Genomic DNA, 22041 nt, shown 5'->3' with positions numbered 1-22041 from the left:
CAGGAAAGGTGCAGTTTCACTGGTTCTCATTGACGGAGTGAGCTTTTCTGAGCGAGTGTTCATGCAACCGATTGCCGCACTCCTGTGTCGAGGCTGCGCATGCGACTTCCGTTACTCTCCCCACTGATCGCCCTGACGGTCATCGCGACGGCCACTCCCGCGGCGGTAGCCGCGACCCGCTCCACGATCGTGGTGGCGGCCGACGGCTCCGGCGACCACGCGACCGTGCAGGACGCCGTGAACGCCGTACCCCCGGGCAACACCCGGCCGGTGACCATCCTGGTCCGCAAGGGCACCTACAAGCAGCAGGTGGTCATCCCCGCCGACAAACCGCACATCACGCTGGCCGGTGACAGCCGGGACCCGCGCGAGGTGGTGCTCACCTACGACGTCTCGGCCGCCACCCCGAAACCGGACGGCTCGGGCAACTACGGCACCTCCGGCAGCGCCTCGTACGTGATCAGCGCCCCCGACTTCACCGCCCGCAACCTGACCTTCGAGAACGCCTACGACGAGGCCGCCAAGGGCAACAGCCAGGCGGTGGCGGTCAGGACCACGGGCGACCGGCAGGTGTACGACAACGTCAGGTTCCTCGGCAACCAGGACACCCTGTACGCCAACACCGGCTCCGCCGCCACCTTCGCCCGCCAGTACTTCCACAACTGCTACGTCGAGGGCGACGTCGACTTCATCTTCGGCCGCGCCACGGCCGTGTTCGACCGCTGCGTGATCAAGGCGCTGAATCGCGGCAGCGCGGACAACAACGGCTACGTCACCGCCGCCAGCACGGAGATCACCAACCCGTACGGCTTCCTGCTCTACCGCAGCCACCTGGTCAGCGACGCCCCCGCCCGCACCTACCACCTGGGCCGCCCCTGGCCGGCGGGTGGCTCGGTCACGGCGCGCGGCCAGGTGCTGGTCAGGGAGTCCTGGCTGGGCCAGCAGTTCAAGGACGCGCCGTGGACCGACATGTCGGGCCTGAACTGGCGCGAGGCCAGGCTGTCCGAGTACCGCAACCAGGGCCCGGGGGCCGGCGTCAACGACGACCGGCCGCAGTTGTCCGCGGAGCAGGCCAGGGCGTACACACCGGAGAAGTATCTGGCGGGCTCCGACGGCTGGAACCCGATCCGGCGTCACCCGCCGGGCCCGAAGCCCGAGCCCGGACGCGAGGTGCTGCCGCGCGGCGACGGCTGGGCGGCGGCCACGACCGGCACCACCGGTGGCTCGGCCGCCCGGCCCGAGGACGTGCACGTGGTCTCGACCAGGGCGGAACTGCTGGCGGCGCTGGGCGACCCGGCCGGCAACACGCCGCGGATCATCTACGTCAAGGGCGCCATCGACGCCGACACCGACGCTTCGGGCAACGTGCTGACCTGCGACGACTACGCCGTGGACGGGTACGGCCTGCCCGCCTACCTGGCGGCCTACGATCCGGCGGTCTGGGGCAGGACCAGCGTTCCCTCGGGGCCGCTGGAGGAGGCCCGCAAGGCGTCGTACGCCAAGATGGCCGAGCACGTCACGGTCACCATCGGCTCCAACGTCACACTGATGGGCCTGGGCGGGAACGCCGCGCTCAAGAGCTTCGGCCTGCGGATCAGCAACGCCGACAACGTCATCGTGCGCAACCTCACCATCACCGACACCTCGGACTGCTTCCCGCAGTGGGACCCGACCGACGGCGCCGAGGGCAACTGGAACGCCTCCTTCGACAACGTCGAGGTCTCCGGCTCCACGCACGTCTGGCTGGACCACAACAGCCTGAACGACGGCGACAACCCGGACTCCGGCCAGCCGCTGTACTTCGGCCGCCCGTACCAGGTGCACGACGGCCTGCTCGACGTCGTACGCGCCTCGAATCACGTCACCCTGTCCTGGAACCACCTCAGCGGCCACGACAAGGTGACGCTGATCGGCAACACCGACAGCCCGACGCGGTACGGCGAGGAGGACAAGCTCAAGGTCACCCTGCACCACAACCTGTTCGAGTCGCTCGGCCAGCGCACGCCCCGGGTGCGGTTCGGCCAGGTGCACGTCTACAACAACTACTACAAGGGCGGCGCCGAGCACGGCTACAGCATCGGCGTCGGGTTCGGCTCCAAGGTGTACGCCGAGAGCAACGCCTTCGACGGGATCGCCGCGGAGAACGTGCTGACGGTGTTCAACGGCACGGCGATCACGGCGAAGGACAACCTGGTGAACGGCACACCGACGGACGTCGTGGCCGCGTACAACGCCGCCAACGGCACCACGCTCGGCACGGACGCGGGCTGGACCCCGACGCTGGTGCCGCGCGTGCACCCGGCCAAGACGCTGCGGTGGCTGGTCCCGGCGGGCGCCGGGGCGGGCCGCCTGCGCTGACCGGCCCACATGCGAGGCGGGCGGCCCACCTCGGCGGCTCCCACCCCGGGCCGCCCGCCCTCGATCACACGTGCCGGATCAGACGTGGTTGTGGATGTACACCACGCCTCCCGCCACCATCAGCACCGCTCCCACGATGATGGCGAACCAGCCGCCCACCCAGGCCGCAAGCATCAGCCCAGCACAGGCAACGACAATCCCGACAAGCCTGTACAGACCCGCATTCCTGTCCATATATCAACTATTTCCGCGCTAAACACTCAGCAGCGTGACGAAGGGTAGGAGTATCCCACCCTGCTTGGGCACCTTTTCCTGTCCCGTTCCTCGCCTAACCTCGAAGCATGGAGACGGACAACCTGCTCGGCCAGTTCCTCCGGGCCCGCCGCGAGCTGATCCAGCCCGAGGACCTCGGTATGCCGGCCGGCGCCCGCCGCCGGGTGGCGGGGCTGCGCCGCGAGGAGGTGGCGGCGCTGGCCGGGGTGAGCTCCGACTACTACGTACGCCTGGAGCAGGGCCGCGAGCGGCACCCCTCTGACCAGGTGGTGGACGCGCTGGCCCGCGCGCTCGCGCTGGAGGAGGACGCCACCGCCCACCTGCACCGGCTGGCCCGCCCCGCCCCCTCCGCCAGGCGGCGTCCTGCCGCCCGCCGCGAGCAGGTCAGCGACGGCCTGGTCCGCATGATGGCCGCCTGGCCGCACACCCCCGCCCTGGTCCTGGGCCGCTGCCTGAACGTGCTGGCCGCCAACACCCTCGGCAGGGCGCTGTTCGACGGCCACACCTACAGCGATGACCTGGTCCGGCTGGTGTTCCTCGATCCGGACGCGCGCGAGTTCTACCCCGACTGGGACGCGGCGGCGCTCAACACCGTCGCCGGGCTGCGCGCCGCGGCCGGCACCGACTACGACGATCCCCGGCTCATCGACGTCGTCGGCGAGCTGACACTCAAGAGCGAGCCCTTCCGCCGGTTGTGGGCCCGCCACGACATCCGCCAGAAGACCCACGCGACCAAGCGCTTCCACCATCCGCTGGTGGGCGGGCTGACCCTGCACTACGAGACGCTGATTGTGAACAGCGCCCCCGGCCAGCAACTCGTCGTCTACCAGGCCGACCCGGGCAGCCCGTCGCAAGAGGCCCTGTCCCTGCTGGGCAGCCTCACCGCCTAATTCCGCAATATCCGAGCGCGCCGAGCACACACCCCGCCGACGCGCCATCCCACCATGCCCCGAATCGGAGTGAACACCCATGTCCAAAATCATCCTCATCACTGGCGCGAGCAGCGGCATCGGCCAGGCCACGGCGCTGCGGCTGGCCCGCGAGGGCCACCACGTGGTGCTCGGCGCCCGCCGCGAGGACCGGCTCACCGCCACCGCCGAGGCCGTCGAGGCCGCCGGCGGGAAGGCCGACGTGCGCTGCCTCGACGTGACCGACCGCGCGGACGTAGCCGCCTTCGTGGACGCCGCCGCCGAACGGCACGGCCGGGTGGACGTCATCGTCAACAACGCCGGCGTGATGCCGCTGTCCCCGCTGGAGGCGCTGCTGGTCGAAGAGTGGGACCGGATGATCGACGTCAACGTGCGCGGCCTGCTGCACGGGATCGCCGCCGCGCTGCCGCACTTCCAGCGGCAGGGCGGGGGCCACTTCGTCACCGTCGCCTCCATCGGCGCCCACCAGGTGTCCCCGAGTGCTGCGGTCTACTGCGCCACGAAGTACGCCGCCTGGGCGATCACCGAAGGGCTGCGCCAGGAGGTGGACCCGAGCATCCGCGTCACCACCGTCTCCCCCGGCGTCGTCGAGTCGGAGCTGGCCGACAGCATCACCGACCCGTCCGCGCGGGAGGCCATGCGGACGTACCGGGCCGAGACCATCCCGGCCGACAGCATCGCCGAGGGCATCTCGTACGCGCTCGCACAGCCGGCCGGCGTGGACGTCAACGAACTGATCATCCGGCCGGCCCGACAGCGCTGAAGACAGCGCTAGCCGAACCCGTTGGGCAGGCCCTCGCCCTCAGGTTCGAGCGCGTAGGCGATCCCCGCGTCGATGTCGCTGTCGAACCCGGTCCGGTAGGCCACCTCGTAGGCGTTGTCGCCGAGCAGGTCGCGGGCCCGCTCCTCGCACGCCTGCCTGGCCGCCACCCAGGCGGGCACGTCCACCTGGGCCCGCCCGTGGGTGCTCCAGATCCGCTGCGCCAGCCCGAGCAGCGTGGCGGCCCGCTGCGCCCGCCCGGCCGCGCCGGCCGCCACGGCCAGCAGGTCCACCGTCAGGCCGATGCCGAAGCTGTCGTGCAGCCGCCGCTTGGTCTTCAGCGCGGCCTGCCCGTAGGTGATGGTCGTGCCGATCCGCTGGGCGGCCATCTCGACCTGGCCGCGCAGCAGGTCGGCGTGGGAGCGCATGTGCAGCTCGCCCCGCCGGTCGCAGAGTGTGCGCAGGTCTTCGAGCACCTCGATGGCCTCGTCGAACTGGCCGCCGACGGTGTAGGCGTGCGCCCGGCAGATGAGTGACAGCAGGTTGGCGATGGTGAGCGGCTCGTCGTCCCAGCGGGCGCGGTAGGCGATCTCCGACTCGGCCATCGCCCGCATCACGTCGCCGTGGATCACCCCGACCGAGGCCCGCAGCGCCCTGGCGCAGCTGGCCGCGTAGGCGTCGCCCGCCCGCGCGGCCACCTCGCACTGCGCGGCCCTGATCTCGACGCTCTCCGCGTCGCCCTGCGTGGCCGCCAGCAGGCCGTCGGCCCACTGCGCCTGCACCAGCGCCGAACTGGGCCTGGTGTCCAGGTCGAGGGCCTGCCGCAGGTAGTGGCGGCCCTCCTTGGCGTAGCCGCAGCCGTACCAGAAGTAGGCCAGGGTGCCGGCCAGCTCCAGCGCCGGCAGGCCGTCCTTGGCGGCGAGCGCGACCTCCAGGGCGGTGCGCAGGTTGTCGTGCTCGCCGACCAGGCGGTCGTACCAGGAGACCTGGCCTGGGCCGAGCCAGCCGTAGGCGCCGCGGGTGGCCAGCGCGAGGTAGTGCTCGCGGTGGCGCTGCTTGAAGCGCTCCTGCTCGCCGAGGTCGCGCAGCCAGCCCGCGCCGTACTCGCGCAGCGTGTCGAGCATCCGGTAGCGCTCGCCCGCGCCGGTCGGCAGCCAGGTCAGGATCGACTCGTCGGCCAGCGCGTCGAGCAGTTGCGCGATCTCGGCCTCGGGCAGTTGTTCGTCGGTGCACACCTCGCGTACGGCCTCGGTGTCGAAGTCGCCCGCGAACACCGACAGCCGCGCCCAGAGCAGCCGCTCGGCGGGCTCGCACAACTCATGGCTCCACCCGATGGCGGTACGCAGGGCCTGGTGCCACGGCGGGTCGGCGTCGCGCGGCCCGGCGGGGTCGTGCTCCAGCTCGCCGAACCGGTCGTCGAGCCGGTCGGCCAGTTGCCCGACCGGCAGGTCGCGCAGCCGCGCCGCGGCCAGTTCGATGGCCAGCGGGATGCCCTCCAGCCGCCGGCACAGGCGTACGACGGCGTCCTGGTCCTGGGCGGCGAGGTCGTAGCCCGGCATGGTCTCGGCGGCCCGCTCGGCCAGCAGCGCCACCGCGTCGCCGGAGGCCACGCCCGCGCGCGGCACCGGCAGCGGATCCACCACGAACACCAGCTCGCCCGGCGCCTCCAGCGGGCGGCGGCTGGTGGCCAGCACGCGCAGCCCGGGTACGGCCTCCAGCAACGTGCTCACGGTGCCGGCGCAGGAGCCGACCAGGTGCTCGCAGGTGTCCAGGACGAGCAGGACCTCGCGGCCGAACAGGTGCTCGGCCAGTACCTCGACCATGGGCCGGGTGCTCTGGTCGGTGAGGCGCAGCGCCTCGGCGATCGCGTGCGGCAGCAGCGAGCCGTCCACCAGCGGCGACAGCTCCACCAGCCAGGCTCCGCCGCCGAAGTCGGGCCGCAGGTCCGCGGCGGCGCGCAGGGCCAGTCGCGACTTGCCGACGCCGCCGACCCCGGTGAGGGTCACCAGCCGCGAGCGACCGCACGACTGGCGGATCTGGTCAAGCTCGCCCCGCCGCCCGATCAGGCTCGTCAGCTCCGCCGGGAGGTTGCCCGCCTGCCACTTTCCGATCATCGCGCTCGCCACCCATCGGCTGAAGTTGTGAAAAGCAGCTTGCCTTATTCCGCTGCGCTCCGTCACTAAAAGTAAGAAAGTAACTACTCCGATGCATCGAGATGCTCCGCCTCGTCGTCCCTGACGTCAAGAGCGGCGGCGTGAAAAGGGGGCGCGCCCACGGCTTGGGCGCGCCCCCTTTCATGCCGCCGGTCTCAGGTTCCGTAGGCTCTGACCTCCAGCAGGCCGACGGAGCTGGTGCCGGTCCCGGTGAGCGCCACCCGCAGGCGGGTGGTGCCGGTGGCGGTGAAGGTGACGTTGTTGAAGGCGTTCTTGGTCAGCGTGTACGCAGAAGCGCCCGGCACGTCCACGTACGCGCTGCCGTTCCAGTACTGCAGCTTCCACGACGACGGCATGTCGATGCCCTGCTCATCGTCGAAGAAGTACACCTCGGCCCTGTTCAGGTTCACTGAAGAGGGCCAGGTGAGCTCCACCCACTGCTGCCCGGTCTCCGGCCAGCAACCCCAGCGCGGGTTGACCGTGTCGTTGGAGGAGGGCGGCGCGACGCCGTCGTTGACGGCGGCCACGCTCTCCCAGGAGGAGGTGTAGGACGCGGTCGGGGTGGCCGACAGCGCCAGGTTCGACGGCGGCTGCACGCCGCCCCGGTTGTGCACCTTGATCTCGGTGAGGCCGGTCCTGGCCCCGGAGGCCGCCGTGGTCAGCACGCGTACGCGCTGGGCGGTGACGGCGGCGAACTGCACCACGTTGTAGTTGGCGCGCGGCGCGGCCGGGGTCTTGACCTGCGAGGTCGCGCTGACCCAGGTGCTGCCGTTGTGGTACTGCACGTCATAGGAGGCCGGGGCCCGGTAGGTGCCGCTCGCCGGTCGGCTGTCCTTGAAGTACAGGCGCACCTCGTTGAACGTGCGGGCCGAGCCGAAGTTGAGCTCGTACCAGTCCTGACCGGCGGTGTTGCCGCCCCAGAACGGCTCGTTGATCGGGAATCCGTCCACGGCGCCCGCGGTGGAGCTGCCCGAGGCGGTGGTGGAGGCCGTGGCGGTGGCGCCGGCGGCGAGGTTGGTGAGGTTGGCGGTCAGGTCCACGCCGGCCTTGTTCAGCAGGTCGACCATGCGGGCGCTGCCGTGGGAGACCTGGGTCGGAGACTGCAGGCCGGGCGAGGCGGCGTTGTGGGTGACGGTGCCGCTGGTGGTGACCGCGCCGGTGGCCGGGTCCCAGGTGAAGGGCACCAGCGTGGAGACCGTGGCGACCCTGGTGCCGTTGATGAAGATCGAGTAGCCCTGGGGGACGCCGGAGTAGCGGACCACGCCGTCGGCCGGGTCGTCCCAGACGATGGTCAGGTCGGCGTTGCGGTAGCGCAGGTTGTTGACGGTGAAGTGGCTCCAGCCGATGTTGATCGGCGAGAGCTCGACCTTGGCGTCGTTGCGCGGGCGCAGCCCAGCGACGTCCTCGACGACGGTCCAGTTGCTGCTGCCCAGGATGTTGTGGTGGATCCAGGAGCGGTAGGCGATCGAGGAGCCGTTCCAGTCGGCCCAGAACTCGTTGGCGTCCGGCCACTGGGTGTTGCCGCCCACGTACTGCGCCCAGGCGTTCCAGTAGAGCAGCTTCTTGTACCAGGTCGTGTCGATCCACTCGTTGGGGTAGTTGCGCAGCACCGAGGACAGCAGGCGGAACTGCACGGTGGAGTTGATCGTGGAGAAGTTGTTGCTGCCGGTGCCGGAGGCCGCCTTGTCGGCCTGGTTGGCGGTGTAGAAGGGGAAGATCGGGTACTGCGCCGGGTCGTCGAACAGGCGCAGGGCCTGCCTGTAGGTGGCGGTGTTGGGCACCGCGCCGACCGCGAACGGGTAGTAGTTGTTGATCTCCTTCCACGGCACCCACTCGTTGGTGGACTTCAGCCGGTGCTCGAAGAGCTGCCTGCCCGGGTTCCACAACACGCCGGTGATGGCGTTCTGGATCTGGGTGGCGAGTGTGCGCATCTCGGTGGCCTTGGCGGTGTTGCCGATGGCCTCGTACGCCTGGGCGGCGGCCAGCGCGCCGCTGTACTGGTAGGCGCCCTCGGCCCGGTCCATCCGGCCCGGCTTCCAGTGGAAGGACACCGCGTCGGCGTCGTTGCCGGTCAGGGCGCCCCAGTCGTACTCGATCAGCTTGTTGTTGTCGGTGTCGTAGTAGGCGAGCTGACCCTTGACGTCCTGTTCGGCGTAGCGGGCCAGGTTGGCGGCGATGGCCGGTTGGCCGCCGTGGATCTGGTAACTCTTCCAGGCCGCCTCGCCGATGTACTGCGTGTAGCTGTTGGACCAGTTCTCGGGATCGCCGGGATTGTCGAGGAACCGGCCGTTCTTGGAGATCTGGCCGACGCTCAGCCAGTCGCCGTAGGCGTAGATCGGGTTGCGCAGGTACTTCAGATCGTCGATGTGCATGGGCTGGGTCAGCACGATCGCGTTGTTGTAACCCAGCACGCCCTCGGTGGAGGTGGGGAACTGGAAGGTCTGGCCGGGGATGTCGGCGTCGAGGTGGTTGAAGCGCATCAGCCACCAGCGGTAGTAGATGTTCTTCTTGATGGCCGGCTCGGGCACGTCGATGTAGGGCACGTTCTCGGCCCACCAGCGGTTGTAGGCGCGCACGTGGGTGGCGAACGCGGTGGCGGCCGAGTAGCCGGCGTAGGCGTCGTACTCGGTGCGCGAGGCCGGAATCTCGTTGGTGACGAAGCCCATGACGACCTTGACCGTCACGGTGGCCCCGGCCGCGATCGTGACCGAGCGGTTCAGCCCGCCGCTGGAGACCGTGAAGCCGTCGCCGGTCAGGCGCGGGTAGAGGGTGGTCAGGTTGTTGTAGGCGTTCACCTGGCCGGTCAGCTCGCTGCCGCTGCCGCTGGTGGCGTACGGGGAGGTGGCCCGCACCTGCAGCGTCGTGGAGCCGGAGCCGCCGTTGGTGATGGCCAGGTTGGCCACCGCCACGTTGTTCTCGGTGATGAACTTGGTCTGGTTGACGGTGATCGAACCGCTGGTGTGGCGGCTCTTCCAGTGGCTGGGCGCCTGCCAGCGCGAGCCGACCTGTTCGGTGAACGTGCCCGGCGTGACGGCGACCGTGAAGGCGTTGTTGTTGTTGATGCTCTCCCAGTACGCCGCCTGCCCGGCGAAGCCGAGCGTGCCGGGCGTGTGCGTCTTCATGTACAGCGCCCGGCCGCGCGTCATGAGCCAGGTGCCCGCCGGGTCGTTGCCCGGCCGGGCCAGCAGCCGGTCCATCCAGAAGTCGGTGCCGGAGCTCTCGGCGTCGTAGATGGCCTGCATGTAGTTGCCGGTCGTGTACGTCCCCGGCTGCGTCGGGATGGCCGGGCCGCCGAAGGACGGGTAGCCGATGGTCTGGTCCGCGTGTGCCGGGGCGCCGGCCACGAGCATTCCCGCCACCAGCAGCAGAGCCATGATCGCGCGTCTCATGAGAAGGCCCTCCATTCGAGCACGCCGGTCGAGTAGCCGGTTCTGGAGGTGATGTTCAGGCGTAACCGGGTCGTGCTGACCGGGCCGAAGGTGGTGGTGTTGAAGGTGTTGGCCGCCACGCCGCAGCCGGGCACGTTGACGTACGCGCTGCCGTTCCAGTATTGGAGCTGGCACGAGGCCGGCAGGTCGATGCCCTGGTTGTCGTCGAACCAGTACACCTCGGACCTGCGGATCGTCTGCGCCGTGGGCCACTGGTACTCGATCCACTCGGTGCCCTGGTGGTTCCAGTTGCCGTAGGCGCCGTGGCTGTGGTCCTGCGAGTTCGCCGGCGTGTAGCCGTCCTTGATCGCGCCGAGCGTCTCCCACGGCGAGACGTAGGAGGTGGACGGCGTGGCGCCCGCCGCCAGGTTGCCCGGGGTGGTCGGGCCGCCGGTCTGCACGACCTTCTGCATGGTGCCGTCGGCGTTGAAGTAGAGCTTGTCGAGGGTGACCGAGCGGCGGAAGTTGCCCCCGCCCGGGGCCGCTGCGTTGTGGTAGACCATGTACCACTGGCCCTTGAACTCGATGATCGCCGGGTGGTTCGTGGTCGAGCTGACCTGGTCCAGCACGACGCCGCGGTGCGTCCACGGGCCCATCGGGTTACTGGCGGTGGCGTAGCGAATGCACGCGTAACCGGGCGCCGAGCAGGCCGAGTCGTTGGCCGCGTAGGCCAGGTAGTAGACGCCGTTGCGCTTGAACATCCAGGGCGCCTCCCAGAAGTTCGACACGCCGCTCGGGGTGACCACCGAACCGACGGTCGAGGTCATGTTGGCGTTGAGGCGGACGGCGCGCAGGCCGTAGTAGGAGCCCCAGTACATGTAGACCTGGCCGTCGTCGTCGGTGAAGACGGTCGGGTCGATGTTCAGCGGGGAGGAGTTGGGGGTGCTGTCGCTGATCAGCGGGCCGCCGATGGCGTCGGTGAACGGTCCTGTCGGGCTGTTGCCGACGGCCACGCCGATGTTCATCCAGCCGGGGCCGTTGCCGTTGATGGAGGTGTACCAGTAGTAGCGGCCGTCGGCCCCGCGCTCGACCTCGCTGGCCCAGGCGTCGAGGCCGGCCCAGGAGAAGTTCGAGATGGCGAGCTTGGCGCCCTGGTCGGTGAAGGTCGTGGCGTCGGAGGAGGAGTAGACGTGCCAGTCGCGCATGACGAAGTTGCTGCCGCCGCTGGGGGCCTCGTCGTGGCCGGTGTAGAGGTACAGGGTGTCGCCCACGACCAGCGCGGCCGGGTCGGCCGTGTAGATCGCGGTGGTGATCGGCGGGCCCGCCAGGGCGGGCCCGGCGTTGGCGGGCAGGAGGAGGAGTGCCGCGGCGATGGCAGCCGCCCATCGTCGTCTCATGAGTTCGCCCCTAGGGATGTGAGCGCTAACATCAGGACTCGGGACAACCTAAAAGGTTTTCGGGAAGGTAGACCGACCCAGTCAGGGCTGTCAATCGTCGTTTGCAAGCCTCTGCACGTTGGTTGAGCTGGTCCTTTTCAGGAATCGTGGCTGCTGATCAGCTAGCTAACGCTTGGTTACAGTTTCGTATCAACGAAAAGGCTTTCGGTGTTCGGCGTTGGCCGGTCAGTGCCTGTTTGCGCAGGTCAGTGACCAGACACGCGCCTCCGCCTGCGCGGAAAATCCCAGCGATCGTGAGATGTTCCGAACAGTAGCTCATGACCGTTAAGGAACTTCCGTGGGACACGATCACGAAGGCCGGGTCAGCCGGCGGCGGATGATCACCGGGCTCGGCTCGCTCGGGCTCGGCGGCCTGGTGACGGCCGGTGACACCGGCGTCAACGCCATGGTGGACACCGCCTCCGACCCAGAGACCCATGCCAAGGCCGACGCGCTGTTCGCCAGGGCCAGGACGTGCACCCTGGCGCCCAGCACGATGCAGGGGCCGTACTACTTCGAGACGAAGGCGTTCCGCAGCGACCTGCGCGAGGATCGGCCGGGCGTGCGGCTGCGCCTGGCGATCAAGGTGCAGGACGGCAAGTCGTGCCGGCCACGGCCGGGGGCGGTGGTGGAGATCTGGCACTGCGACGCGGCCGGGTACTACTCCGGCGCCGAGGCGGAGTCGCGCGACGCGATGAGCGGCAGCGCGCAGATCAAGATCGACCCCGCGACGAAGTTCACCGACATGAAGCCCTCGGACCGCCGGCGTTACCTGCGCGGCGCGCAGATCGCCGATCCCGGGGGCATCGTCAGGTTCACCACCATCTGGCCGGGCTGGTACCCGGGCCGGACCGTGCACGTCCACGTGATGGTGGTCGTGGACGGAGACCGGGCGCTGTGCACGGAGCTCATGTTCGACGAGGCGTTCAACCGCCAGGTGCTGGCGCTGCCGCCGTACCTGCAGCACGACAAGCCGCGCGACACCTTCAACGGCAACGACCCCATGCACAAGGACGCCATGCTGACGCACGTCACCGAGGACGGCGACGGCTTCCTCGCCGTCATCGTGCTGGCCACCGATCACCGGGACAGGTAGATCTTGCGTTACTCATGAGAAGTTCATCCTCGGCAAAGGCGAGGGCCAGAGGCCCCGTCCTACGGTGTCCGAAAAGTCGGACATCGAAGAGGATTCTCAGTGGGACACGATCACGAAGGTCAGCGGGTCAGCCGCCGCCGGCTGTTCGCGGGCATCAGCTCGCTCGGACTCGGCGGCCTGCTCGCCGCCGCCTGCGGCGACTCGGGCACCACCCCCGTCACCACCTCCACGGGCGCGACCGTGACGCCCCGGGCCACCACGACCAAGGACCTGACCGCGCTGTTCGAGGACGCCGGCACCTGCGAGCTGACCGCCACGACCACGCAGGGCCCGTACTACTTCGACGCGGACAAGGTGCGCTCCGACATCCGCGAGGACAGGGAGGGCGTGCCGCTGCGGGTCGCGATCAAGGTGCAGGACAGCGAGACGTGCGAGCCGCTGAAGAACGCGGTCGTCGAGATCTGGCACTGCGACGCGGCCGGGCTCTACTCGGGCGCCGAGTCGCTGTCGACCGGCGGGGGCGGCGGGGGCGGCGCTCCTCCCAGTGGCGGCCCGCCGCCGGGAGGAGCGCCCACGGGCGGTGGTGAGAACGACGGGTCGATGGACCTGACGCCCACGGACGACAAGCGCTACCTGCGGGGCGCGCAGGTCACCAACGCCGAGGGCGTCGTCGAGTTCACCACCATCTGGCCCGGCTGGTACCGGGGGCGCACGATCCACATCCACGCCATGGTGCACGTCAGCAGCGAGCGCGTGCTGACCACGCAGATCATGTTCGACGAAAAGGTCAACAGCGTGGTCATGGCCAAGGCGCCCTATGCGCAGCACACCGGGCGCGACACGTTCAACGACGGCGACAACATCTACCGGGAGGGCATGCTGATGAAGGTCAGCGGAGAGGGCGACGGCTACGTGGGCGCGATCGTGTTCGCCGCCGACTCCGACAAGGACGGCAATTAGACCCTTCTGACCACGTGCAGGAGGTACTCCTTCCGGTCCAGCGGGTTGTGGTCGGTGCGCGGGCGTTCGGGCAGCGGGCCGCGTACGGGCTCGTACCGGTCGAAATCACACTCCAGCACGCCCTCACCCCGCGTCAGGCCGGGCAACCGCTGCTCCAGCTCGTGCACCCGTGCCGCCGGGATCTCGCCCTCCACGACGGACGGCGGACGGGTGCGCGGGATCGCGCCGAGCCGGGCCAGCACGGGCAACATCGGTCCCAGCGTGTCGGGCGGCAGCTCCAGGCGGAAGCGGTGCAGCGGCTCGTAGACCGTGGTGCCCGCCCGGCGCAGCGCGGTCATCAGCACCAGCGGGACCAGGTTGCGGAAGTCGCCGGCCGTGCTCGACATGCTCTTGTCGAAGACGCCGTTCGCGTGGCTCTGCCTGGCGTAGTAGCCCGAGTGGGTGAGCGTGACCACGCAGTCCAGGACCTCCCAGCCGTGCAGGCCCTGGCGGAGCGTCTCGCGTACGGTCTCCTCGATCGTGCGCATGAACGCGTACGGCAGCGAGCCCAGCTCCACCTCCAGCCGGAACTCCACCCCGCCGCCCACCGGCCCCGGCTCCACCCGCAGGCCGACGGTGGCCAGGAACGGGTTGGGGGCCACGGAGATCAGCTCGAACGCGGCGCCGGTGCCGGACGGGCGTTCCACGCAGATCGTGGTGGTCTCGCGGAAGGTGACGTCGAGGCCGTAGTCGGTGGCCAGGGTGGCCTGGATGACCTCCTTCTGCACCTCGCCGTAGAGGGAGACGGAGATCTCCTGGCGCAGGTCGTCCTGGCGCAGGTTGATCAGCGGATCCTGCTCGGCCAGCTGGGCGAGCGCGAGGTGCAGCGTTCCCCTGTCCCCGGGACGGCCGGGAACCACGACCGTCTCCAGGGTCGGCGGCGCGAACTCCCCCACACCATGACGGGTTTGCGAGCCGATCGGGTCGCCGGACTGCCCTGCCGGGCGGATCGGGTCGCCAGGGTGACCCGCCAGGCGGATCGCGTCGCCGATGCGGACGTCGGCCAGGCCCCAGAGGCGGGCGATCCGGCCGGCGGGCACCTCCTGGCGTCGCACCGCCGTGCCGCCGTCGAAGACGCTGATCGCGGTGATCTTGCCCTCGCGTCCGCCGCCGAAGCTCAGCCGGTCGCGGGCGCGCAGCGTGCCGCCGAACATCCGCGCGTACGCGACCTTCTCCCCCGCCGGACCGCGCTCGACCTTGAAGACAGTCCCGGAGACCGGCCCCTCCCGGTCGTTCATGGCCGCGGGCAGCAGCTCCACGATGCCCGCGATCAGCGCCTCCACCCCGGCCCCCGTGATGGCCGAGCCGAAGAACACCGGATGCGCCAGCGCCTGCCCGGTCTGGGCCACGAGCTCGTCGCGCAGCCGGGGGTAGGTGACGGCGTCCTCGTCGTCCACGTACGCGGCCAGCAACGACTCCTCCTGCGCCGCCAGCACGTCCACCAGGTCGGCGGCGAAGGCGGCCTGGCCGTCGAACGGCGTGAAGCCGGCCGTCCGCGTGCCGGGACCGGTGACGGCTCCCATGGCGACCACCGCAGGGGACAGCTTGGCGGCGATCTCGCGCAGCACGCCCTCGTACCGGGCGCCACTGCGGTCGATCTTGTTGACGAAGACGAGCGTGGGAATGCGCAGGCGACGCAGCGTACGCATGAGCACCCGAGTCTGCGCCTGCACGCCCTCCACGGCCGAGACGACCAGGACGGCGCCGTCGAGCACGCCGAGCACCCGCTCCACCTCGGCGATGAAGTCGGGATGGCCGGGTGTGTCGATCAGGTTGACCGTGGTGTCGCCGACGGCGAAGGAGACGACCGCGGACTTGATGGTGATGCCGCGCCGCCGCTCCAGGGCCAGGGAGTCGGTCTGGGTGTTGCCGTCATCGACGCTGCCCATCTCGTCGATGACCCCGGCGGCGTGCAGCAGCCGCTCGGTCAGGCTGGTCTTACCGGCGTCTACATGCGCCAAGATCCCCAAATTGAGCATTCGCAACGAACGTCATGTCCTCTGATTGGATGGCTCCTTCTGTCTCGGATGACATGAACGTTGTCCGCATTTGTCTGCTCCTCGGGGTCGGCTCGGGCTCCGGACAGCACACCAGAGGCGTCCAGCCCGGGGCAACCGGTTTTCTCCCCGCCTCTCTCCCCGGTTTTCTCGCCGCTTTTTCTCGTCGCGCGCCCGGGACCTCAGCTGACGGTTCCGAGAGACAGGCCCACTCGCTCCCTGCTACGCTGGCTTGGACAGTTGCCCAAGTCGATCGCCCAAGAGGAGAACATGGCCCACGTCTCCGCCGAACGCGGCAAGGCCACCCGGCAGCGACTGCTCGACGCCGCCGTCGCGCTCGTCCCCGAGGTCGGCTGGAGTGCCGTGACGACCCGGATGGTCGCCGAGCGGGCCGGGGTGGCGCCCGGCGTCGTGCACTACCACTTCGCCTCGGTCACGGACCTGCTGGCCGCGGCCGGGCTCGGCTTCACCGCCGTGCTGCTCGACCAGGTCGCGGCCGAGTTGTGCGCGCGGCAGGAGATCGGTGAGGGCGTGGACTGGCTGCTGGGCGAGTTGTCGCGCTACAGCGGCACCGACCCGGCCTCGCTGCTGGTGGTGGAGATGTTCTTGGCCGCCACGCGACTGCCCGACTTGCGCGAGCGGCTCGGGGAGCAGGTCGGCCGCTTCCGCTCGGCGGTGGCGTCCTGGCTGGCCGGGCGCGGCTACGAGGGCGACGCGGACGCGGCGGCGGCGATGCTGGCGGCGGCGGTGGACGGGATCATGCTGCACCGCGCCCTCGACCCCGGCCTCAACCCGGCAGCACTGTCCACACCCCTGCGCGCCATGTTCGGCGCAGGGTCCGGCACAGGGCTCGGCACGGGGGCCGGGGCGGAGTCCGGCACAGGGCTCGGCACGGAGGCCAGCACGGGATCCTGCCCGGGGTCCGGTACTGGGCCCAACACGGAGACCAGCCCGGGGTCCGGTACGGGGCTCGGCGCGGGCGGTGGCACGCGGAGAAAGGGAGCGATGTGAAGGTTTTGATCTGCGGCGCCGGCATCGCCGGGCTGACGCTGGCCTGGCACCTCGAACGCGCCGGATGGGAGGTGGAGCTGGTCGAGAAGGCGGCGGCGTTCCGCGACGGCGGCTACATGATCGACTTCTACGGGCCCGGATACCAGGTCGCCGAGCGCATGGGCCTGCGGCCCCGGCTCCAACGGGACCGCTACCCGGTCGACGAGCTGAGCTACGTCGATCGCGACGGCCGGCAGACCAGCCACCTGAAGCTGACCTCCGGGCTGGAGGACGTGGTCAGCCTGCTGCGGGGCGACCTGGCGCGGGCCATCGCGGACGACGTACGCTCCCCCGTCACCTACGGAGCCACCGTCGAGGCCGCCGACCAGCACGCCGGCGGGGTGTCGGTGCGCCTGACCGACGGCACGACCCGGGAGGTGGACCTGCTCGTGGGCGCGGACGGCACCCGTTCCCGGGTGCGTGAGCTGGCGTTCGGCGAGGTGACGCCGCGCTACCTGGGTCACCGCGTGTCGGCCTACGTCATGACGGACGCCGAGCTGAGCCACCGGGTCGGCACCCGGTACCAGATGCTCACCGAGCCCGGTCTGATGGCCGGCGCGTACGCGCTGCGCGACGACCGGCTCGCCCTGCTGTTCCTGCGGCGCGAACCGGACCCTGTCCTGTCCGACGACCCGGCCGGCGAGCTGCGCCGCCACTTCGGCGGGCGCGGCTGGATCCTGCCCGAGGCGCTGGCCCGCTGCCCAAGACCGCCGGAGCTGTACCACGACCTGGTGACGCAGGTGGAGCTGGAGCGCTGGCACCGGGGCAGGATCGCTCTCCTGGGCGACGCCTGCCAGGCGGTCTCGTTGTTCGCCGGCCACGGAGCATCCATGGCCATGGCCGCCGCTTGGATCCTGGCCGACGAACTCACAACACCCGGCGAACTCACAACATCCGGCGACCTCACAGCACCCGGCCATCTCACGGCACCCGGTGAACTCACCGACGCCCTCGCTCGCTACCAGTATCGGATGACGCCCGTCATCACCGAGGTCCAGCGGTTCGGGCGGCGTTTCATTCAGTGGATGGCCCCCTCCAGCCGCTGGCGCATCCACGCCCGCGACCTCCTCTTCCGCCTGGCCGCCCTGCCCGGCGGAAACCGCCTCTTCGTCAACTCCCTCAGCCCCGGCGGCCACAACCTCATCACCTCCCGCTCGAACGTCCTGGAGAAGAGCTGATCACCGCCCCCATCGAGTGCGCAGCCAGCCGAGCGTGGCCCGCCGGGAGTACTCGCGCCGCTCCCGCAGGTGGGGGGCATGCGCGGGCCCGGGAAGCGCGGCGGTACGCGTCCAGTAGCCGGCCAGCGCCACGAGCAGCGCGTCCACCCGCTCGGGTGGCGCGTGGCGGCCGAGCGGGTGGGCGGTGAAGACCTCCTCGGGGTCGGGGTCGCCGAGGTCGGACTCCAGCAGCAGGCACACCAGGTCGGTCCAGTCCGGGCCGACGCAGGCCCGCCCCCAGTCCACGAGGCGGGCCGTGCCGTGCTCGTCGATGAGGATGTTGTCGTGGCGCGGGTCGAAGTGGAGCATCGTGTCACCGGTGACGAGCGACTCCCACTCCCGCTCGACGGCGGCCAGCCGCCGCAGGTGTGCCCGCTCCCACTCGCCGACCTCCCCGGCGACGACCCCCGTGGCCAGGTCGTGCCAGATCTCACAACGACCCGCCATGCGCTCGGCCACCGTGGGCAGGCCACCGACCGCCGCCGGGGCCGGAAGGCCGGAGGCGGTGCCGGACGCCGGACCCCGCGCGTGGGCCGGGAGGCCGGAGGCGGTGCCGGACGCCAGACCCGGCGCGCGGGCCGGGAGGGGTGCCGGGGTCAGTGGGCCGGCGCAGGCGGTGAGCAGGTCCAGGGCCGCCGCCAGTTCCGCGGGCCGCCACGGCTCGTGCGGGACCCGTCCCGGCGCCTCCTCCGAGCAGAGCAGCACCCAGCCGTCCCGCTCGCAGGAGAACAGGAAACGCGGCGCCGGCACCTCGGGCGGAAGGGCCGCGCCGATCATCGCCTCCGCCCGGTAGTCGCGGGCGGAGTCGGAGTCCGAGGGCACCGCCTTGACGAAGGCTCCGCCCTCGTCGAGGGTCGCCACGCCGAGGACGCCGTACGAGAAGCCGCCCTGCCGCGACTCGAACCCCCGTACGGCGCCCAACCGGCGTTCGACCTCGGCTGTCAGCGAGACCGGCAGTTCGGACCAGTCACGCCGCAGTACCCGGTTCATCGGGCCGCAGCCCGTCGAAATCCTCCTCCTGCTCGTCGCGCCGCAACGCCGACTGAGCGGACCTGTAGCGGGCGCACCGCGCCTCTAGCTCGCGTTCGTCTTCCAGAATCCACTGTTCGATCATGGTCATCACAGTGATCACACACCAGCCTCGGGAACAGCCGACTTGGCATGATCTTGAGATTCCAGCAACTCGACCGTGCCCCGCTCGCCGTCCACCCTGATCCGGTCGCCGTCGCGCAGCCGCATGGTGGCGTTCCTGGTGCCGACGACGGCGGGGATGCCCAGCTCGCGGGCCACGATCGAGGCGTGCGACAGCGGCGCGCCCATGTCGGTCACCACGGCGGCCGCGCGCGGGAACATCGGCGTCCAGCCCACGTTCGTCAGCGTCGTCACCAGGATCTCGCCGGGCTTGAGCCGGTCGCCGTCGTCGGGACCGGAGATCACCCTGGCGATGCCCTCCACCACGCCGGGCGCGCCGGGGAAGCCGGTCACGGTGTCGTCCACCGGCACGGCCGCGCCGCGCGCGTCGTAGACGTCGGCCCGCCGGTCCGGGTCGGCGGCCCAGCGCACGGGGTCGAAGTGGCCCACGATCAGGGCGGGGTAGGGCGGCAGGGCGGCGTACCGCTCGTAGGTGGCCCGCCGCGAAGGCGCCTTCTCCAGCGCCTCCCGGTCGCCGCGCAGCAGCGCGAGCAGTTCCGGCAGGTACAGGTGGAAGACGTCGTCACCGGCCCCGGTCAGCTCCCCGGCGCGCAACACGAAGGCCCGCAGCACCCAGAACGCCCGCATGTTCTCCGAGCGCGCGCTCTCCCGGTCGCGCACGACCGCGTTCCACCGCCGGACCCTGGCCCGCATCCCGCCTTCCTTGCCGGGGTAGTGCTGCGCGAAGACGGCCCACGCCTGCTCCCTGGCCTTGCCCTGGCGCTCCAGCAGCGCCTCGGTGTCGTCGGTCAGGTCGCGCAGGCCCGCGAGCTGGGCATCGATCCACTCGGGGTCCTCGCCGGGCCTGGGGATGGAGATCTCGAACTCGTGCGGGCCGCGATGCCCGTACGAGCGGGCGAACTCGTCCCTGGTGATCTCGCCGCGGGCCAGCCTGGCCAGGCCCAGCACCGGGCCCATGCTGGCCAGCTCGCCGTCGTTGTTGACGCCGGTCAGCATGCCTTCGGCGGCCACCTCGCCCATCATCCTGCGCAGCCGCTGGCGGGTGTAGACGAGCGTGGCGCCGCCCTGGCGGCCCGCGGCCTCCAGCATCCGGGAGGAGGTGACCAGCAGCGGCAGGATCTCCCGCTCCCACAGGCCGGCCAGCTCGGCGCCGGTCTCGACCTTGGCGATGCGCTCGCGCAGCTCCTCACAACGCCGCGGCGACTCGGCCAGGAACGTGCTCATGTTCTTGAGGTTGTCGCGCACGCGGCGCCGGATGTGCACGGCCATGGGCACCACCCGCTTGATGATCTGCCAGCGCGACACCTTCACCATGGGCACGTCCAGGCCGGGCGGCAGCTTGCCGAAGACCTGCTCGACCGCGCCGAGGCGGCCGCGCATGCCCAGCGCCCCGGCGACGGAGTAGACGACGCTCAGGTTCATGTAGAAGCGTCCGCCGATGTTGCCCACCAGGTCGAAGCCGGGCAGCGCGGAGGCGGACATGGCCTCCTCGATGAACAGGCGCACGAACGACCACGTGATCGGCGTCATCACGTCGGGGATGGCCTCGCCCAGGTTGCCCCCGGTCCACAGGTACTCGCCCTTGAGACTGTCGTTCCACTCCTCCAGGGGCGGCTTGAGCCCGGTGATCGGGCGGGCCTGAAGGATGGCGAACGATCCCTCGTGCCTGGCCCACTCCACGTCCATGGGGGTGCCGTACAGGTCCTGGATGCGCGTGCCGAGCCCGGCCAGCTCCAGCGCCTCCTCCTCGTCCAGTACGGGGGCGTCGCGCTTGTCCTCGGGGACCGGCCGCTCCTCGGTTCCGTCGTCGGTGCGTACGGTCATGACCTGTTTGTCGCCGGTCCGCGACTCGGTGACCACTCCGCCGGACACGACGATCGTGTCGGGGCTGACCTGGCCGCCGACGACCGCCTCGCCCAGCCCCCAGGAGGCGTTGACGACGGTCTCGTCGCGGGCGCCGGTGATCGGGTTGGCGGTGAACATGATCCCGGCCGCGTCGGCGTCCACCAGCGCCTGTACGACCACGGCCAGCGCCACGTCGTCGTGCGGCACGCCGTTCTGGTCGCGGTAGGCGATGGCGCGCGGGTTCCACAACGAGGCCCAGCAGCGCTTGACCGCGTCCAGCAGCGCGTCGCCGCGGATGTTGAGATAGGTGTCCTGCTGCCCGGCGAAGGACAACTCCGGCAGGTCCTCGGCGGTGGCGGATGAGCGTACGGCCACGGGTACGTCGTCGCCGAGCGCCTCATAGGCCCGTACGATCTCCTCGGCGATCTCCCCGGGCACGTCGTGCCCGGTGAACAGCGGCGGGATCAGGTCGGGATCGTCGGTGACCGCGCGCAGCAGCTCCTCCAGGAAGGAGGCCACGAACGCGCGGTAGGCCTCGGTGGTGATGTGGAAACCGCCCGGTACGGGCAGTCCCGCCGCGGCCAGTTTCGCCAGGGAGGCACCTTTGCCACCTGCGGTCGCGAGGTCGGCCGCGTCGTCGCCGAGCGGAATGACGGCCTTCATTTAAACCTCCATGGAGAGCGCCAGCTTCTGCTGGGCGATCTCGACTATGGCGTCGAGGAAGACGCCGGTGGCCCGCGCCACGGCCGCCGCGTCGGCGGCCGGCAGCTCCCGGCCGGTGCTCATGGCCCGCTCGATGGTGTCGGCCACCAGGTCCGCGATCCGGTCGTCGGACGCCCTGGCCCCGTCGGGCAAGTTGTCCGGCAGGAACAGGAAACCGTAGACGATCGACTGGACCACCAGCATGTGGTCGCCGGGCTCCGCGCGTACCGCACCGTGTTTGATCAGCTCGGTCACGTAGGCGTCGGAGATCGGCACGAACGGCACCGGGCTCGTGTCGCCGTCGCGCTTGCGGCGGCCGAGCTTGCCCAGCACCTCGGAGTCGCCGGTCAGCACGGCGTGCAGCAGCGGCCTGCCCAGCAGCGCACGGGAGAACTCCCCGAACAACTCGCCCAGCGTGGCGGGGGCCCGCTCACGCAGGGCGGTCAGCAGGAGCAGCCGCTCACGCCGCAGCAGCGCGGCGAAGATCTCGTCGCGGGTCTTCCAGTGCAGGTAGACGGTGCCCTTGGCGACGCCGGCGCGCTTGGCGATGTCGTCGATCGTGGTCGTGTCATAGCCCCGGCGCAGGACCAGCTCGGCCACCGCGTCGAGGATCCGGTGCGCCCGCTGGAGCTGACGCGCCGGATCCCGCGGCGGCCGTCCCGCCTTGGCCATGCGTCTCACCTCATTTGTTTGACTAGATGAGACT

Annotated in this window: 15 protein-coding genes; 7 read left to right on the top strand and 8 right to left on the bottom strand. The window is 70.5% G+C overall.

Annotated elements, in window-relative coordinates; genetic code table 11:
• Positions 1-99: 99 nt before the first annotated feature.
• From AB0I81_RS11920 to AB0I81_RS11910, 3 genes are all read left to right on the top strand, one after another.
• A complete protein-coding gene (locus AB0I81_RS11920; protein WP_360654121.1) occupies positions 100-2358 on the top strand; it encodes a pectinesterase family protein in 2259 nt (752 codons plus the stop codon).
• 341 nt (positions 2359-2699) lie between these two features.
• Positions 2700-3521, top strand: a complete 822-nt coding sequence (locus AB0I81_RS11915; RefSeq protein ID WP_360654118.1) for a helix-turn-helix transcriptional regulator — start codon at positions 2700-2702, stop codon at positions 3519-3521.
• A 79-nt stretch (positions 3522-3600) separates the two neighbouring features.
• The gene (locus tag AB0I81_RS11910; protein WP_360654115.1) at positions 3601-4323 is read left to right on the top strand and encodes an SDR family oxidoreductase; all 723 of its coding nucleotides are present in this window, start codon (positions 3601-3603) and stop codon (positions 4321-4323) included.
• An 8-nt stretch (positions 4324-4331) separates the two neighbouring features.
• Here AB0I81_RS11910 and AB0I81_RS11905 read toward each other — a convergent pair whose 3' ends face one another.
• The 3 genes from AB0I81_RS11905 to AB0I81_RS11895 all read right to left on the bottom strand — a co-directional run bounded on the left by AB0I81_RS11905 (position 4332) and on the right by AB0I81_RS11895 (position 11238).
• Positions 4332-6434, bottom strand: coding sequence for an ATPase (locus AB0I81_RS11905; protein ID WP_360654112.1), 2103 nt, complete (start codon positions 6432-6434; stop codon positions 4332-4334).
• Between the two features lie 194 nt (positions 6435-6628).
• Positions 6629-9862: a hypothetical protein gene (locus tag AB0I81_RS11900; protein WP_360654109.1), complete on the bottom strand. Its 3234-nt coding sequence runs from the start codon at positions 9860-9862 to the stop codon at positions 6629-6631.
• A complete protein-coding gene (locus tag AB0I81_RS11895; RefSeq protein ID WP_360654106.1) occupies positions 9859-11238 on the bottom strand; it encodes a glycoside hydrolase family 43 protein in 1380 nt (459 codons plus the stop codon). The genes AB0I81_RS11900 and AB0I81_RS11895 overlap by 4 nt, the downstream gene beginning before the upstream one ends.
• Positions 11239-11575: 337 nt before the next feature.
• Here AB0I81_RS11895 and AB0I81_RS11890 point away from each other — a divergent pair, with 337 nt between their 5' ends.
• On the top strand, positions 11576-12373 hold the full coding sequence (locus AB0I81_RS11890; protein ID WP_360654103.1) for a hypothetical protein: 798 nt from the start codon (positions 11576-11578) through the stop codon (positions 12371-12373).
• Between the two features lie 99 nt (positions 12374-12472).
• Positions 12473-13333: an intradiol ring-cleavage dioxygenase gene (locus AB0I81_RS11885; protein WP_360654101.1), complete on the top strand. Its 861-nt coding sequence runs from the start codon at positions 12473-12475 to the stop codon at positions 13331-13333.
• Here the strand turns inward: AB0I81_RS11885 and AB0I81_RS11880 are convergent.
• Positions 13330-15351, bottom strand: a complete 2022-nt coding sequence (locus tag AB0I81_RS11880) for a translation factor GTPase family protein (RefSeq protein WP_360654098.1) — start codon at positions 15349-15351, stop codon at positions 13330-13332. The genes AB0I81_RS11885 and AB0I81_RS11880 overlap by 4 nt on opposite strands.
• A 258-nt stretch (positions 15352-15609) precedes the next feature.
• Between AB0I81_RS11880 and AB0I81_RS11875 the strand changes: the two genes are divergently transcribed.
• Positions 15610-16380: a TetR/AcrR family transcriptional regulator gene (locus AB0I81_RS11875; RefSeq protein ID WP_360654095.1), complete on the top strand. Its 771-nt coding sequence runs from the start codon at positions 15610-15612 to the stop codon at positions 16378-16380.
• Positions 16377-17597, top strand: a complete 1221-nt coding sequence (locus AB0I81_RS11870; RefSeq protein ID WP_360654092.1) for an FAD-dependent oxidoreductase — start codon at positions 16377-16379, stop codon at positions 17595-17597. The genes AB0I81_RS11875 and AB0I81_RS11870 overlap by 4 nt, the downstream gene beginning before the upstream one ends.
• Here the strand turns inward: AB0I81_RS11870 and AB0I81_RS11865 are convergent, their stop codons facing one another.
• From AB0I81_RS11865 to AB0I81_RS11850, 4 genes are read right to left on the bottom strand one after another with little or no spacing between them, the layout of a single operon-like run.
• On the bottom strand, positions 17598-18626 hold the full coding sequence (locus tag AB0I81_RS11865; RefSeq protein ID WP_360654089.1) for a phosphotransferase: 1029 nt from the start codon (positions 18624-18626) through the stop codon (positions 17598-17600). It abuts the gene before it with no gap.
• Positions 18604-18756 (bottom strand): hypothetical protein, encoded by a 153-nt coding sequence (locus tag AB0I81_RS11860; protein ID WP_360654086.1) that lies wholly within the window; start codon positions 18754-18756, stop codon positions 18604-18606. Before AB0I81_RS11860 ends, AB0I81_RS11865 begins: the two co-directional genes overlap by 23 nt.
• An 8-nt stretch (positions 18757-18764) precedes the next feature.
• Positions 18765-21296 carry a PEP/pyruvate-binding domain-containing protein gene (locus tag AB0I81_RS11855; RefSeq protein WP_360654083.1) on the bottom strand — a complete coding sequence of 844 codons (2532 nt, stop codon included), beginning with the start codon at positions 21294-21296 and terminating at the stop codon, positions 18765-18767.
• On the bottom strand, positions 21297-22007 hold the full coding sequence (locus tag AB0I81_RS11850) for a helix-turn-helix domain-containing protein (RefSeq protein ID WP_360654080.1): 711 nt from the start codon (positions 22005-22007) through the stop codon (positions 21297-21299).
• Between the last annotated feature and the right edge of the window lie 34 nt (positions 22008-22041).

It is taken from the genome of Nonomuraea sp. NPDC050404 (assembly GCF_040655495.1).
Classification (GTDB): domain Bacteria; phylum Actinomycetota; class Actinomycetes; order Streptosporangiales; family Streptosporangiaceae; genus Nonomuraea.
The sequence above is the reverse complement of the archived record's forward strand: the minus strand, read 5'-3'. Positions and strand labels throughout refer to the sequence as shown.